Here is a 15,188-nt window from a genome sequence, read left to right as displayed (position 1 = left end):
CGGTATCATGGCGCGGTCAATTTCACCGCTTCGGGCGCATCTTTGCCGCCCGGCGCACGGGGCCGTCGGACCGTCCGGCCTCGCAATCCGATCATAAGGGACGCTTTTGGACACGCTGCTGCAGTTCTTCAATCTTGTCTTGCACATCGACAAGTTTCTTGGTGAGTTCATTCACCAGTACGGCACATGGGTGTATGTCGTGCTGTTCATGATTGTTTTCTGCGAGACCGGGCTCGTGGTGCTGCCGTTTCTGCCGGGCGATTCGCTGCTGTTTATCGGCGGCGCGTTCTGCGCGACGGGCGAAATGAGTCTGCCGTTGCTGATCGGCCTGCTGCTCGTCGCCGCCGTGTCAGGCAATACCGTCAACTACATGATCGGCCGTGCGATCGGGCCCAGGGTATTCAATACGCATATACGAGGTCTCGACCGTTTTCTCGATCGCGCAGCGCTTGAAAAGACGCATAACTTTTACGAGAAGCACGGCGGCAAAACCATCGTTCTCGCGCGTTTCATCCCGGTCGTGCGGACATTCGCACCGTTCGTTGCAGGCGCATCGGAAATGAGCGTGCGGCGCTTCCAGATCTTCAATTTCGCCGGCGCGCTCTTGTGGGTGTTGCTGCTCGTGCTGCTCGGCTACTTCTTCGGCAACATTCCGTTCATTCGCCAGTATCTGAACGTGATCGTGCTGGTCGGGATCGGTGCGGCGATCGTGCCGGTCGTGCTGGGCGCACTGTGGAAGATGATGCGCAAGGAAACGCCGGCTGACGCCGCGCGCAAGCCGGGCGGGCGGTAACGTTCCGGCTGGGTTCTTCCGCGGGAATAAAAACGGCGTCGCAGACATGTCTGCGACGCCGTTTTCCTTTTGACCTCACGTACTTTACGTTCGAGGCGTTCCGTCAGGACGCTGTGCGAGCACGACGGGCATCTCGGGCGTCGGATAGCCGGCTTCCTTGAACGTCTCGACGATCGCGCGGTTCGTGTCGAAATAGACCTGCCAGTAGTGGTCGGTATGCGCATACGGACGCACGCAGAGCAACGGACCTTCCGGCGTGAACGACAGCACTTCGACATCCGGTGCGGGCGTTTCCGCGACGTTCGGAATCTTCGTGACCGAGGCTTTCAGGCGACTGATTGCGTCGATGGGATCGACGCCGTTCGCGATCTTCGCCGTCAGTTCGACGCGCCGGACGGGCAGCGCGCTGTAGTTCGAGATCGTGTCGGAGAAAATCTTGTTGTTGCCGATGATGGTCGTAACGTTGTCCGGCGTCAGGATCGTCGTGCCGAAGAGGCCAAGTTCGTGGACGGTGCCCGTCACGCCGCCCGCTGTCACGAAGTCGCCCACCTTGAACGGCCGCAGGATCTGCATGAAGATGCCGGCCGCGAAGTGGGCGAGGAGGCCGCCCCAGGCCGTACCGATCGCGAGACCGAGGCCGGCGAGCAGCGCCGCGAACGAGGTCGTCTGTACGCCGAACACCTGCAGCACCGCGAGAACCAGCAGCAGGTTCAGCAACGCACCAAGGATCGAGCCGAGGTAGTGAGCGAGCGTTGGATCGACACGTCCATTGCGGCTCAGGATCTTGCGCAGCAGGCCGGTGATGAGCGAAATGACCCAGCGCCCGATGATCCACAACACGATCGCCCCGAGCACCTTGGTGCCGAAGTCGATGCCACGGGTCATGATGAATACGCGTACGGTTTCGAGATCCACGGTGTCCTCGTTTGAGTCGGTTGTGTTGAACGGCCTGTTTCAATTCGAGCAGCCAACCGCGGCGTGAACCCAGCCTTGCGTGACCAGTGAGCCGGCCGAACGCCGCGATCCGTTCATGTCTGCTTTTGTGACGATTTTGTTGACGGCAGCAAACGCGTACTGGGCGACACACACAACAATGCCCGGCGGCGAGCGGCGGGCAGATCCGGGGAAGCGAATCTTCGGAAGTTATAGGCGACGGCGTGGCCTGTCGCAAGGATCATTCCAAGGATGGACAGCGTCCGGGCGGCGTGGGACCGGTCTCGTGGTCATTCTCCCGGGCTCCTTGCCCGGGTGCGGCTCGGGTCAGTGTTTTTCCATATCGACCTAACCGTTTTGTAATGTTCGGTCGCGCACGGCCGGTAATCCGGCGGTTCCGTAAGATTAACGCATCGATTTCGTAATATAAGCGCATCGGTTTCGTAAGATCAATGCATCGTGGGTGATGCAGGATTCAGCTATGTCGGCGGGTTTCGCGGGACCGACTAATGCGGTTTGCGGACAGTGATGGGAGCGTCCTCGCGATGACTGGAATGCGTGAGCGCCTCGCTTCTGCCCGGGCGCCACTTCGCGAAACTACAAATTAAGCAATACGCGTCACATGACGAACCCACGTTCGAGAGGTATTCGGATGCCGTTCTTTCCAGTCTTTCTGTCGGTCGTATTCGTTGTGCGCGAGCAGTCCGATAATCTCGAACAGATTCTGTCGGACGCGGCGGCGTGCATCTCTTCGCTCGTCAGCGACTACGAGTTGATCGTCGTCGCCAATGCGTCGAGTGACGACAGTCTGTCGGTGCTCCGCAATCTCACCAGCGAACGTGGCCTTCCCAACCTGCAGGTATTTGTCCTGACGAAAACGGTCGATATCGATACGGCGTCGTGGGTTGGTCTGGAAAACGCACTCGGCGACTTTGTGGCCGTGCTCGACCCGCTGACTGACGACATCGGGTTCCTGCCGTCCATGCTCGAAAAATCCGTCAACGGGATCGACGTGGTGTTCGCACAAAACGAGCAGGCGCCTCCGCAAAGCCTGACGTATCGAATGGCGTGCGCGGCGTTTCACTGGTCCTACGAGAAGCTGAACGGCATTCACCTCGCGAGAGAGGCACCGCCGTATCGCGTATTGAGCAAGCAGGTCGTCAATTTCATTCTGCAGCATCGTCAGCCGGCAATGAGCTATCGGCATTTGCCCGCGACGGCCGGATTCAAGCGCGCCAATCTGAAGTACAAGGCGGAATCGAAGGCGTTCCGGGTGAAGCGCCTCGGAGAAAGTGTCGACCTCGCGATGCGCATGCTGGTCTCCACAACCCGCACGCCGATGCGGCTTGTCACTTCGCTTTCCGTTTTCGGCGCGGTTGCCAATCTGCTCTATTCGTTCTACGTGGTTGCAATCGGCCTGTTCAAGACCGATGTCGCGCCGGGCTGGATCAGCCTGTCGCTGCAGCAGTCGGGCATGTTCTTCCTGATCTCGCTGGTGCTTCTCGTGCTTGGCGAATACATCCTTCACGTCGACAGCGTCTCTGACGAGCATCCGCTGTACCACGTCAGCCACGAATTCACGAGTCAGCGCATGACGCGTCGCGAGAAGCTCAATATCGAGGAAGTCGCGTCCGGGTCCACGCACGTCGCGAATCAGCCAGCAGAGCGGGCCGCGTGATGGCGCCGTCACATACCGGCCAGGAAGCCGTCGTCATTGGCGGCGGGTTTTACGGCACGACCATCGCCGCGTATCTCGTGAGAGCGCGAGGGATGAAACGCGTCACGCTCATCGAACGCGAAGACGCGCTTCTGAAACGCGCCTCCTGCAACAACCAGGCGCGTATTCACAACGGCTATCACTACCCGCGCAGTTTCACGACCGCGTATCGAAGCCGGGTGAACCTGCGGAAGTTTGTGCTCGACTGGCCGGATGCCGTGAAGCGCGATTTCACCAAGCTCTACGCCATTGCCCGTCAACACTCCAAAGTGACCGCGAAACAGTTCGAACGCTTCTGCCACGAGATTGACGCAAACATCCGCCCTGCGCCGCCCGCGCTCCGCTCGCTCTTTGAATCACGTCTGATTGAAGACGTGTTTCTGGTCGAAGAATATGCTTTCGACTCGGGCAGACTCGCCGCATGGGCTGCGAACGAACTGGGTGCGTGCGGAGTGCAGGTGACTACAGGTACGCGCGTCACCGATGTCGCGCGTGGGTCCGGTTCCGCGCTCACGGTCGCCGTGCAGCACGGTAACGGATCGCGCGAATCGATTGCGTGTCACTACGTGTTCAACTGCACGTATAGCGGACTCAATCAGATCCTCGGCGATTACCCGGGAACGCAGACTCATCTGAAACAGGAAATCGCGGAAATCGCGTTGATCGCCGTGCCGCCCCGGTTTCAGGATATCGGCGTCACGGTGATGGACGGCCCGTTTTTCTCGACGATGCCGTTTCCGGCGCGCGGGCTGCATTCGCTGTCCCACGTCCGTTACACCCCGCATCTGAACTGGAGCGATGAGTCCGGCGTCGATCCCTACGAGCGACTCAGCGTGTACCCGCGTGAAAGCCGTGTTGACCGGATGCTTCGCGACGTCGTGCGTTACATCCCTTCACTGTCGCAGGCGCGCCACGTGGAGTCGCTGTTCGAGGTCAAGACTGTTCTCGCGAAGAACGAAATCGATGACGGACGCCCCATCCTGTTCGAGAAGCATCCGCAACTGCCCGGGTGCTTTTCCGTACTCGGGGGCAAGATCGACAACATTTACGATGTGCTTGAGAAGCTGGATGCGGAACGGCTCGAAACTGAAGCGGACCGGTGTCAGACCGACGCGGGAGTGATCTATGGCTAACGCGTTGATCGGCTTTTCAGGGTTCGTCGGCGGTACGCTTCTCAGGCAGGCGTCGTTCGATGCGCTATACCGTTCGAGCAATATCGATCAGATCGACGGTCACACATTCGATACCGTCATCTGCGCCGGCGCACCCGCGCAGAAATGGCTGGCTAACCGCGAACCCGTGGCCGACTGCATGAAGATCGAAGGGCTGATCGCGCACCTCGACACCATTCACTGCCGCACCTTCATTTTGATCAGCACGGTCGATACGTTCAGGAATCCGGTGAATGTCGATGAAGCCACGCCGGTCGACGAAGCTGGACTGCACGCGTACGGCCTGCATCGTCGCCTGCTTGAGAAATTCGTTGAGCGCCGGTTCCCCAATCACCTGACCGCACGTCTGCCTGGCCTCGTGGGCCCAGGACTTCGCAAGAACGTCATCTTCGACCTGTTGAACCACAACAATGTCGACGCGATCGACAGCCGGGCCGTCTTCCAGTTTTACCCGATGGTCAATCTGTGGCATGACCTCCAGCTGGCGCAGGCCGCGGGTCTCAAGCTGGTGCACCTGACCGCAGAGCCGGTGAGTGTGGCGGAGGTCGCGCTGCAAGGCTTCGGGATGAGACTCGATCACGCGCTCGACACCGCGCCCGCCCGATACGACATGCGCTCCCTGCATGCGCGTGTGTTCGGCGCCACCGGCCATTACCCGTACAGCGCACGGGAAACATTCCAGGCGATCCGGTCATACGCGCAGTCCGGACGCCTTCTCGCGATGGCGAATTCTGGAGCAGAAGCGTGAGGCTCTCGATCTCGAATATCGCGTGGGATGTCGCGGAAGACGAAGAGATTGCTCTTCTGCTCGAACGATTCGAGATCGATGCGATCGATGTCGCGCCGATGAAGTATTTCCCTCGACCGGCCGAAGCATCAGACGACGCAATCAGGCGCGTCAGGCACTGGTGGTCCGATCGCGGCATTGAAATGACCGGCATGCAGTCTTTGCTGTTCGGGACAAGCGGGCTCAATCTTTTCGGATCTCCAGATGTGCGGGAGGCGATGCTTCAGCATCTGGCGGCGGTCAGCCGCGTCGGGGCGGGCCTCGGGGCGAACCGGCTGGTGTTTGGCTCACCACGGAACCGTGATCGCGCCGGACTCGCCGATGACGAAGTTCGGGATATTGCACGCGGATTTTTCCGGCGTCTGGGTGATGTCGCGGACTCGCTTGGCGTGACGATTTGTCTTGAGCCCAACCCGACGGTCTACGGCGCCAGTTTCATGACGACGAGTGCCGAAACTGCAGCAGTGGTCGTGGATATCGATCATCCCGCCGTGAAGATGCAGCTCGACACCGGCGCGATGGCAATCAACGGCGAGGCGGCCGACGTTGTGCTTCCGCGCTTTGCGCATCTCATCGGGCACGTGCACGCAAGCGAACCGCAACTCCTGCCGCTTGGCGACGGCACCTGCCCGCATGACGATGTGTTCGTCGCGCTGAAGAAGTATCTTCCCGAGCATATCGTCACCGTGGAAATGGTTGCGACTGCGGGGGAGCCGCATCAGGAATCGGTGGCTCGCGCGTTATCGTCCGCGATCCGGCACTACCGCAGCGATCACGTCCGGGTGAGCTTATGAAATGGCTCATCCTGATACTCGGCGTTGCGTCCAACGCGTCCGCGAGCGTCCTCGTCAAGATGGCGATGATGCCGCCACGGAAATTCCCGTCACTCAGCGAGCCGCTGGTCGCGCTGGGAAACTGGCCGTTCTGGCTGGGGCTCGGGCTGTATGGCGCCGCCTTCCTGCTCTATGCGGCGGCGCTGGCCAGGCTGCCGCTCAACGTTGCGCATCCGCTTCTGACCTGTGGGGCGGTGGCGAGTGTCGCGCTGATGTCGTCACTCGTCTTTCGTGAGCCGTTCTACTGGAACACGATCGCAGGAATCATGCTGATAGTCGCCGGCGTGGCGTTGGTGACCATCCGGGTGGCTTCAACGGTTTCTTGAGCAGTTTCATAAGTCTTGGAGATCGACAGGCATCGCGACGCCTGCTGTCGGGGAGCGGAGATCAGAACATGAGCATGACAATCGAACTTGAAGCAGGATCCCACGCCGGCTGGCAGGTTCCCGCCTATCGGGTCGCGCACTGGACGGGGCGGCAACATCGTTACTGCGTGGTGATACCGGTCATTAACGAAGGCCAGAGAATCACGAATCTGCTGGCGAGAATGGCGGCGCTGAATATCAGCCGTATCGCCGACGTCCTTATCGTCGATGGCGGTAGTACAGACGGTTCGCTGGAACTGGAGGCGCTTCAGCGTGACGGCGTGAGCGGACTCCTTGTCAAGACAGGGCCGGGGAAATTGAGCGCCCAGTTGCGGTGTGCCTATGCGTTTTCGCTTGAGCAGGGATATGAAGGCGTCGTCACCATCGACGGTAACGACAAGGATGACCCGGACGCGATACCGCGTTTCATAGCCGCGCTCGAGCAGGGCTACGATTTTGCGCAGGCCTCCCGCTTCATTGCTGGCGGTGTGGCTGAGAACACGCCGAGGTCGAGGGAGTTTGCCATTCGCGTCATCCACGCTCCGCTGTTGAGTTTCTTTTCCGGATTCAAATGGACCGATACGACGCAGGGCTTTCGCGCCTACAGCCGGAGCGTTTTGCTCGACCCGCGAATCGCACCGTTTCGCGATGTCTTTACGACCTACGAGTTGCTCGCGTACCTGTCCTATCGCGTTCCAAAGCTGGGCTATCGATGCATTGAATTGCCAACCGCGCGGCGTTATCCGAAGGGCGAGGTGCCTACCAAGATAGATGGTCTGAAGGGAAATCTGGCAGTCCTTCGGGTGCTGTTTCGAACCTGCTTCGGCGGGTACGACGGCGATTCCAGATCCAGAGGGTAGGGCGGCCATGCGCGATTCCTCATTCGTCGCAATGGCTCCCCGGAACAGGCTGATCGGCCTGACCGGGTTTCTGCTTTTCCTGGCATCGGCGATCCTGTTTGTGCGGTATCAGTACAACCTGCTGAACTACCTGCAATATCCAGACGAGTCGGAAACCATCGTGACCGCCAAGATGATGGCGGCGGGCGGGACGCTCTATCTGGACATCTTCAACCACCATGGGCCGCTGACATTCCTGTCCGGGCTCATTCTGGAAAAATTCGGATCTTTTGGCGTCCCGGCACATCGCGTTCCGATCGCGCTTCTGCAGCTTGTTGCGCTGGCTACGATCTTTTTCTCGCCGCTGCTTAAGGACAACCTGACGCGCGGTTTATATACGGTGGTGTGTTCGGTCATCATCCTGCGGCTGCTTCCGGGGTTTTTTTACGCCCACGCGTATATGTATCAGGCGATCGCAGGATTACTGATCATCGTAATCCTGGCGCAATACACGCTGCCCGCGATCTGTATGAAGGAGGCGCTGACGGATCGATCCGTGGTTGCGGGAAATCTGCTTATTGCGTCGCTACCCTTCCTGAATATCACGTTTGCGCCCACCGCAGCGCTTCTGTTTATTGGCTCGCTGAGAAGTCCGTTTCTTCGAAAATCATGGTTGTGGCTGGCAATCGGAGTCGTTGCGAATCTCGTATTCCTTGGCTGCGTTGGCTCGTTTCGGGGCTATGCGGTGTTTCATTTCTACATGAATTTCAAGATTCTTCCGATATATAACTACGCGGTTGATTCGCTGCATCTGTTCACGAACATATTCATGGTTGCCATTCACCCCAGATCATGGTTTCTGGTGGTGGCGGCGGTCATATCGATGGTGTGTCTTGCATTACGTGAGCGAGATTTGCCGTGGCGAACGGTCTGCCTTGCAGGCGCCCTGATCGTTATTCTCACGCGCGGCCCGTCGTTTTATTCGACGCCATTCGCTGACGCCGTTCTGGCGCTGCCGATGGTTTTTTTCAACAAGCCATTGCGGACGGGTCGAATCACTAACCTGTCAGCGTTGGCGTTGTTTGCGGTGTGCCTCTTCTCGATTTCACTGATCTTGCCGATGGACAGAAGAAGACTGGATGCCGGCAACGTGCCGCTCGCCACGGAATTTTCCCAGCTGTCGGATATTTTCACTTCGCCTGGCGACAAGATCATTGTCTATACCGTCAGAAACTACGAATACGTCGTGGCCAACAGGCTTCCAGCGTCGGGGAATTTTTTCTATTTTCCGTGGCAGGAGAAATACAACGAGAATCCGAGGCTCGGCGTAAAAATAGACACCTGCGGAGAGATCAGGAAAAACCGTCCCAAGATCATGCTGATCGACAAGTGGACGGTTTGGGATCTGTATGCGTGGTCATCGTACGGCGGCTGCGTGCAGAACATTCTCGACGCTGACTACACTCATATCCTGGACGGTCCCTATTACGTCAGAAAAGACATCCTGCCTCGCGACAAGGGTATTTATTTTCCGCATGGCGATTACCAGCTGACACATAGCCGGGTGCTTGAGAAGGGGAATGAAATTCCGATCATGATTTCGTCGGGCTCACGTTTCGAACGCGCTGCGCTAAAGAAGATCGGTATCCTGTTCAATGTTGCCGACGGGATGAATGGCGGCGCTGCCGAATTGCGCCTGAAGGATTCGGACGGTCGCGAGCACGTCCAGCGCTTTTCAGTCTCGGACCTGACCAACCAGAAGTATCGCTATTTTGATCTGGATCCGGCGGTCTATACGTCGGGCGAGATTGTGTCGCTGGGTGGAAGCGGCGTGAGCACCTGGGAGACCCGCGCGAAGCAGGGCGCTGCCGGGACGTGCGTGGTGTACGAATACGCGTACGAGCAGAGAAGGTTCACGCCGGGTTGCCCGATTAGCTGAGGCTGGCTGCGGGTGGAGTAGCAGGGTGGTCGGGTCTGCCAGGGCCTGATTCGCCTGCAGATTTTTCCGCACGGGCTCACGCTAACGTAGCTGCGCCGTGATCTTGAAGGCCGCCGCCTGCTGCTCGCCGCTCACCGTCCACTTTTCGCCGCTCGTCGCCCGCATACGTCGTGGAAGTTGAGCAGCGGCCCCGGTTCATCTTATCAAGGCGACTCTCGTTGAAGCGCCAGGAGTCGGGTTCTCAGTGGCGGCAGCCAGCCGCCGGCGTCTGCGCTGTCGATGACGCGATATCCAGGCATCGGGTTGAACTGGATCATGTATTCATTATCGTGAACCCACCAGCTCTTTGGCTGCGGCTGATCGAGATCGATTCGAGGATCGTACAGATAGAACCCGTTGAATTCGTAGCCTCCGTCGATCTTCGTTACGGGAATGCCTCGCTGTAACAGCGTGTCGGCCAGCAGCCATCTTGCGCGGTTCCAGCTCATGTAGTCGTGCGTGCCGGCGACCGCGAAGCCGCCCATCAGGATCAGCGTAAAACATGACACTGCTAGCGCCGTGCGCGGCCACATCCATGATTGTCGCGTGAGCTGCGACAGCCTTGATCGTCCGAATGACGGCCACATGACATCCCCCGCCGGAGAACCGAGTGTGACAAGGGCAATCAGCGGCATGAACGCAGGCAACAGATAGCGATCGTAGAACCCGCCGAGCACGCAGGTCATCAGGTAGATCGACGCTGAAAGCAGTAGAAACGCCCTGACGCTGACAGCGGCGTCCTGCGTTTTCGTCTGATACCGCGTAACGATCGACTTGAGGGTCAGCGCTATATCGAGCAAAAGCAGGATCCCTCCAACCGAACCTAAAAACGTCGCGAAGTACCAGAACGGTGCGGGTAGTGGGGGGACATCGGCGCCCGGCCTCGCATCGAAGAACCAGATTGGACCGAGCCCGGATTCGCGGACCGTGGTCCAGGTGTTGAATGGAAAGATGTGATGTTGCATCACGAACGTCGCGAACCACGCAATGCTGCACAGCGCCGCGCCGATCAATATCGCTTTGCCCCATGAGAGGCGCAGGTAGTCGCGGACGAGACCGGGCAGCCGTAGAGCCAGTATCGGGAAAAGCAGCCAGCCGGTCTGCGCAAGCGCGGCGCGGAAAAGCCAGGATATCTCGCCAAGTCGATGTCCGATCGCGGCAAGGGTGATCGTCGAGGCTGGGAACAGACGGCTCATTATCGGCGTCTTGCCGAGATACATGACCGGCATCGCGTCGCGTGCATCCAGCCAGGCGCTCAAACCTTTGAGCAATGCGATACCCGCAACCAGCGCTATCGCAGACAGCGCGATTGCACGCCAGTCCCGCCGGTTCTCAAGGAGAAGGGTCAGCAGCATTGCGAGCGGGAGGAACAGGCCGAGTTGCCTGATCAATACAGCCCAGCATCCGAACAGGATCGCGACCACCAGCGTCACGCTGCTGCGCTTTGACAGATAACGACAATAGAACAGCGTCGAGAGCGCGCAGAACGATGTGAAGGCCACGTCGGTCATGAACGTGGAGTTGAGCTCGAAGAAGATCGGGTTGAAGGCAAGCACGAGCGTAGCGGCAACCGTCTTGCGACGCTCGCACCCAGCCTGCTGCAGAAGCATCGCGAGTGCGATGAGTACCAGCGCGCCGGCCACGAGCGTCGAGGCTCTCAACGCGTTGAACGAAAAGCCGAACGGGAGGCAGAACAGTGCGCCCCAAACCGTCTGTCCGAACAGCGACATCGCCGTCCAGCCGCCCGGCCGGAACTCTCCGGTCTCGAGCAGATGGTGGACGGTAAGCGAAAACGACCAGTCGTCCTGCAGTGGAAAATTGCCCAGTGGATTGGCGATAGCGACGGCGATCGCCCAGATCAGGACGGGCAAGGCTATCGCCGCGTAATCGATCCGCGAACCATAGAATTGCCTCGACGCGATCAGATTTTCCATATGAGGCACCTCCGCGGTTTCCGGCATCAGCAACGTCTGGTTAGTCCGCTACGTCCGCTACATGATCCTTTCAAGACACCTGGCACGAACTGGCCCGTAGTGGACTTTCGTCCGACTTCAAGTCGTCAATACTAGAGTTGCCGTCGAGTCCGCTCCGTGCGCAAGCAGACATAGGTGGGCTACCGCGAAACGGGCGGCCTGAATTGTGCGGAGAAAAGCGCATCGCGAAGTGAACTGTAAATGTCCTTCTCCCCGAATTGAAAGCATCTGATACGGTTTTTTTGCGGTCAATCTGGGTCTGTTGCGTGCGGCCTCGCACTGGCAAAGTGCGGTCCACGCTACACCACATGCGTTCGATGGATTCGTTTGCGTATATCGCACGATCGGTCGTGACGTTTTGTGGCCCCGAATTCTTTACCGTCAACGGAGTTTCTGAAAAGCGACACAGCGGCTTTGCGTGCGCGGCGAAAAATCGATCAGATGACTGATCCATGATGCAGTGTCTGTATCAGGTGGTCGGGCTCTTTGGCTGTGTATCAAGTCTGCTACGCGATTGAGCGTAGCGGTCTGGCTTTGCACTTCCGGAAGGTGTCGATGCGGTGCGACTGTTTGAAATGGCACAGGCGCATGGCATCGCGATTGCCCCCGGGAGTGTCTTCTCACGCAGCGAGGGTTTTTCTCGTCACATTCGTCTTAACTATGGCCGACGCTGGACGCCGGAGGTCGAGAGTGAAGTGCGCACGCTGGGCGAGTTGGCGACGCGGATGTTAGCTGCGGCCGGATAGCGCGATTCGTCGTGCGGAGGGCTAGCGGGGTTGCGGCGATCTGTCGTCATCGTCGGCGTGTTCGCAGGGCGGAGATTTGCCCGGGTGATGGAAGCAACACAGCGGCATGCGTCATCAGGCGTTTGACAATAACCGACCAGTCGTCTATATTTCGGTTTATTGTGATTCAGCGTGAAACCTGACATGCCAAGACCCGCCAACCCAGAAGTCCGTACCCGCCTGCTTACCGCTGGCGGACGGGTTGTCCACGAAATGGGATTCAACGCGAGTGGGGTGCAAGACATTGTAGCGGCGGCCGACGTGCCGAAGGGGTCGTTCTACAGCTACTTTGACAGCAAGGAGACCTTTGCCGCGGAGGTGCTGGAAGCCTATTGGGAGTCCATCGAAAGTCGGCACGGTGAGGTTATGTATGACGCCCGCATCAAGCCGTTGGCGCGAATCGAAAAGTTTTTCGGACTGCTTGCCGAGGACCACGCAGCGAACGAGTTCAGGCTTGGATGCCTGATAGGCAACCTCTCGCTGGAGCTGTCCAATACCAGCATTGAAGTACGAAGCACGCTGAAGCGCATCCTGGAACGATGGGAAGGTTCAATCGCGGCTTGTCTGGCAGAAGCGAAGACGCGGGGAGAGCTGCCTGCGGACCGGGATCCCATGCAGGTCGCGGCGATCATCGTCGAGAGCTGGGAAGGAGCAATCCTCCGTTGCAAGGTGGAACGCTGTGGGAGTGCCTGCCATCGATTTCAGCGCATCACGCTGAAGCAGTTGTTGCGCTAAATTTTTTTTGCAACAATTAATAGACGACTGGTCAATTATATTCTTGCGTCCGTAACGGGACGCGAGTGGCGGTCTGATTTTCAACAAAGTATTTAACAAAGGAGCAGCACTATGGCGACAAAGAACAGGTTCGCAGACAAACCCGCGCGACGCGACGTGTTGATCGGCGGCACCGCCGCAGTTGGCGCACTGGCCGGATCATTTCTGCCCGGTCTGGCTCATGCCGCCGCGTCGTCGGCAGCAGCGCCTGCCTCCAGATCACCCGGCCAGCAGTCGGGCAGCTACATCGAAGCGAAGGATGGTACGCAGCTCTACTACAAGGATTGGGGCACCGGCCGCCCGGTCGTGTTCTGTCATGGCTGGCCGCTTAGCTCGGATAGCTGGGAATCGCAGATGATGCTGGTGGCGTCGCACGGCTTTCGCGCCGTTGCCCACGATCGCCGGGGCCATGGCCGCTCGAGCCAACCGTGGAACGGCAACGAAATGGATACCTATGCCGACGATCTGGCGACCGTATTCGAGACCCTCGGTCTGAGGGACGTAATCCTTGTCGGCTTTTCTACCGGCGGAGGGGAAGTGGCCCGCTATCTTGGCCGGCACGGCACGCGCCGCGTGTCAAAGGTCGTCCTCGTTTCAGCAGTGCCGCCGCTGATGCTGAAAACCGCCGCGAACCCGGGCGGGCTGCCGATCGAAGTATTCGATGGCCTGCGTGCCGCTCAACTCGCGAACCGGTCACAGTTCTACAAAGATGTTCCGTCGGGTCCGTTCTATGGCTTTAACCGCCCGGGCGCCAAACCTTCGCAGGGGTTGATCGATTCGTGGTGGACGCAAGGGATGCAAGGCGGCCACAAGAACACCTATGACTCGATCAAGGCGTTCTCCGAAACAGACTTCACCGAGGATCTGAAGAAAATCGACATCCCCACGCTGATCATCCACGGCGAAGACGACCAGATCGTACCCATCGACGCCGCAGGTCGCGCATCGGCAAGGCTGGTCAGGAACTCGAAGCTGATCGTCTATCCAGGGGCGCCTCACGGGTTGACGGACACACACAAAGACCAGTTCAGCGCGGACCTGTTGGCGTTCATCCGGAGCTGAGTCGGCTATAAAACGACGCCTGCAGGAAAATCGCGCCGGCCGTGCGCAGCCACGAAACCGGATTCATGCCGCTATCTCCTCGGTCGAAGTCTCGGTGTCATCCGCGTTGAACTCGGTCAGGTAATTCAGATCGAGCGCGCGGATCTGCTCGGTCATGAAGTCGATGAAGACGCGAATGCGCGACGGCAAATGCTGCCGGCTCAGATAGCAGATATAGTGCCCGCGGTCGTCGGGCGCATTCCGGGCCAGCGCCACGACGAGCTCATTGGCCGCAATGTGATCGCAGATCTGATAGCCGGCCATCTGCGCGATACCGGAGCCCTGTAGAACTGCACGCAAGACCAGGTCGGCATCGTTGAACGTGAGACGGGCCGTCGGCAGGTATTTCCGCACGTGGCCGTCGACCTTGAACTCCCATTCGAACACCCGGCCGCTGGAGAAGCGAAAGTTGATGCATTCATGCTGGCATAGATCTTCGAGCGTATGCGGCAGGCCGTGCGCTTCCACGTAGGATGGTGCGGCGCAAAGCGCCATCTGCATCGGAATCAGCTGTTTAGCGATGATGCTGGAGTCCTCGATGCGCCCATTGCGGAACGCCACGTCGATCTGCTCGGAGGCAAAGTCCGTCGGCCGGTCGTCGAGCAGCAGATCGATGGCGATGTCGGGATAGGCCTTCATGAACTCTTTCAGCAGCGGCGCCACCACCTTCCTGCCGAAGCCCACCGTCGAGCTGATGCGGATCAGGCCGCGTGGCGGGCCCTGGCGAAGCTCCAGCATGTCGTTCACGGCTTCCGCGATGTGCGCGACACCCTGATGACAGTTCTCAAAGAAGCGCTGGCCTTCGCGCGTCAGTTGCGTGCTGCGCGTGGTGCGTAGAAACAGCCGCGTACTCAACTGCGTTTCCAGCTTCTGGACGTTCCGGCTCACGGCCGATCTGCCAACGCCCAGACGTTCGCCGGCCTTGGCGAAACTCCCTTCGCTCGCCACCGCCATGAATGCCATGATGCTCGCATAGCTCACGGCAACGCTTGTGGACAGCGCATCAGCGCGGTGCGGCAAACTGAGGCGAAAGCCGCGTACCGACGTGTCCGATTGATTCATTTCGCTGCCCCCAAAAAGAAATCCGACGCGCCCCGGGTTCCCGTGCACCGCGGCATCCCTGCTGCCGTCACGTGCG

Annotated in this window: 13 protein-coding genes; 10 read left to right on the top strand and 3 right to left on the bottom strand. The window is 59.2% G+C overall.

From position 1 onward, the window contains the following. Nucleotides 1-106 precede the first annotated feature (106 nt). A complete protein-coding gene (locus P3T21_RS07890) occupies nt 107-793 on the top strand; it encodes a DedA family protein (protein WP_429255362.1) in 687 nt (228 codons plus the stop codon). An 84-nt stretch (nt 794-877) separates the two neighbouring features. On the opposite strand, the gene P3T21_RS07885 is transcribed toward P3T21_RS07890, so the two are convergent. Continuing rightward, entirely contained in the window at nt 878-1,708 is an 831-nt protein-coding gene (locus P3T21_RS07885; protein ID WP_429255361.1) for a mechanosensitive ion channel family protein, read from the bottom strand. Nucleotides 1,709-2,378: 670 nt separating this feature from the next. Between P3T21_RS07885 and P3T21_RS07880 the strand changes: the two genes are divergently transcribed. The 7 genes from P3T21_RS07880 (at nt 2,379) to P3T21_RS07850 (ending at nt 9,378) form a co-directional block, all read left to right on the top strand. Next, nucleotides 2,379-3,404, top strand: a complete 1,026-nt coding sequence (locus P3T21_RS07880) for a glycosyltransferase (RefSeq protein ID WP_429255360.1) — start codon at nt 2,379-2,381, stop codon at nt 3,402-3,404. Then, nucleotides 3,404-4,576: an FAD-dependent oxidoreductase gene (locus P3T21_RS07875; RefSeq protein ID WP_429255359.1), complete on the top strand. Its 1,173-nt coding sequence runs from the start codon at nt 3,404-3,406 to the stop codon at nt 4,574-4,576. The genes P3T21_RS07880 and P3T21_RS07875 overlap by 1 nt, the downstream gene beginning before the upstream one ends. Beyond that, nucleotides 4,569-5,363: a pyridine nucleotide transhydrogenase gene (locus P3T21_RS07870; protein WP_429255358.1), complete on the top strand. Its 795-nt coding sequence runs from the start codon at nt 4,569-4,571 to the stop codon at nt 5,361-5,363. The genes P3T21_RS07875 and P3T21_RS07870 overlap by 8 nt, the downstream gene beginning before the upstream one ends. Then, nucleotides 5,360-6,196 carry a sugar phosphate isomerase/epimerase family protein gene (locus P3T21_RS07865; protein WP_429255357.1) on the top strand — a complete coding sequence of 279 codons (837 nt, stop codon included), beginning with the start codon at nt 5,360-5,362 and terminating at the stop codon, nt 6,194-6,196. The genes P3T21_RS07870 and P3T21_RS07865 overlap by 4 nt, the downstream gene beginning before the upstream one ends. After that, a complete protein-coding gene (locus P3T21_RS07860; RefSeq protein WP_429255356.1) occupies nt 6,193-6,561 on the top strand; it encodes a multidrug transporter in 369 nt (122 codons plus the stop codon). Before P3T21_RS07865 ends, P3T21_RS07860 begins: the two co-directional genes overlap by 4 nt. Before the next feature lie 68 nt (nt 6,562-6,629). After that, on the top strand, nt 6,630-7,460 hold the full coding sequence (locus P3T21_RS07855; protein WP_429255355.1) for a glycosyltransferase family 2 protein: 831 nt from the start codon (nt 6,630-6,632) through the stop codon (nt 7,458-7,460). A gap of 7 nt (nt 7,461-7,467) precedes the next feature. After that, nucleotides 7,468-9,378 carry a hypothetical protein gene (locus tag P3T21_RS07850; protein WP_429255354.1) on the top strand — a complete coding sequence of 637 codons (1,911 nt, stop codon included), beginning with the start codon at nt 7,468-7,470 and terminating at the stop codon, nt 9,376-9,378. 203 nt (nt 9,379-9,581) lie between these two features. Here the strand turns inward: P3T21_RS07850 and P3T21_RS07845 are convergent, their stop codons facing one another. After that, nucleotides 9,582-11,351: a glycosyltransferase family 39 protein gene (locus P3T21_RS07845; protein WP_429255353.1), complete on the bottom strand. Its 1,770-nt coding sequence runs from the start codon at nt 11,349-11,351 to the stop codon at nt 9,582-9,584. Nucleotides 11,352-12,307: 956 nt separating this feature from the next. Here P3T21_RS07845 and P3T21_RS07840 point away from each other — a divergent pair. Then, entirely contained in the window at nt 12,308-12,910 is a 603-nt protein-coding gene (locus P3T21_RS07840) for a TetR family transcriptional regulator C-terminal domain-containing protein (RefSeq protein WP_429255352.1), read from the top strand. A gap of 111 nt (nt 12,911-13,021) precedes the next feature. Further along, entirely contained in the window at nt 13,022-14,011 is a 990-nt protein-coding gene (locus tag P3T21_RS07835) for an alpha/beta fold hydrolase (protein ID WP_429255351.1), read from the top strand. A gap of 63 nt (nt 14,012-14,074) precedes the next feature. Here P3T21_RS07835 and P3T21_RS07830 read toward each other — a convergent pair whose 3' ends face one another. Further along, the gene (locus P3T21_RS07830; RefSeq protein WP_429255350.1) at nt 14,075-15,112 is read right to left on the bottom strand and encodes a LysR family transcriptional regulator; all 1,038 of its coding nucleotides are present in this window, start codon (nt 15,110-15,112) and stop codon (nt 14,075-14,077) included. Nucleotides 15,113-15,188: the final 76 nt, after the last annotated feature.

Origin of the sequence: Paraburkholderia sp. GAS334 (genome assembly GCF_050436625.1) — a bacterium.
GTDB lineage: Bacteria > Pseudomonadota > Gammaproteobacteria > Burkholderiales > Burkholderiaceae > Paraburkholderia.
The sequence above is the reverse complement of the archived record's forward strand: the minus strand, read 5'-3'. Positions and strand labels throughout refer to the sequence as shown.

Coding starts and splice junctions, on each gene's coding strand:
- P3T21_RS07880 (WP_429255360.1), top strand. CDS start 2,379: ATGCCGTTCTTTCCAGTCTTTCTGTCGGTCGTATTCGTTGTGCGCGAG.
- P3T21_RS07875 (WP_429255359.1), top strand. CDS start 3,404: ATGGCGCCGTCACATACCGGCCAGGAAGCCGTCGTCATTGGCGGCGGG.
- P3T21_RS07870 (WP_429255358.1), top strand. CDS start 4,569: ATGGCTAACGCGTTGATCGGCTTTTCAGGGTTCGTCGGCGGTACGCTT.
- P3T21_RS07860 (WP_429255356.1), top strand. CDS start 6,193: ATGAAATGGCTCATCCTGATACTCGGCGTTGCGTCCAACGCGTCCGCG.
- P3T21_RS07855 (WP_429255355.1), top strand. CDS start 6,630: ATGAGCATGACAATCGAACTTGAAGCAGGATCCCACGCCGGCTGGCAG.
- P3T21_RS07850 (WP_429255354.1), top strand. CDS start 7,468: ATGCGCGATTCCTCATTCGTCGCAATGGCTCCCCGGAACAGGCTGATC.
- P3T21_RS07845 (WP_429255353.1), bottom strand. CDS start 11,351: ATGGAAAATCTGATCGCGTCGAGGCAATTCTATGGTTCGCGGATCGAT.
- P3T21_RS07835 (WP_429255351.1), top strand. CDS start 13,022: ATGGCGACAAAGAACAGGTTCGCAGACAAACCCGCGCGACGCGACGTG.
- P3T21_RS07830 (WP_429255350.1), bottom strand. CDS start 15,112: ATGAATCAATCGGACACGTCGGTACGCGGCTTTCGCCTCAGTTTGCCG.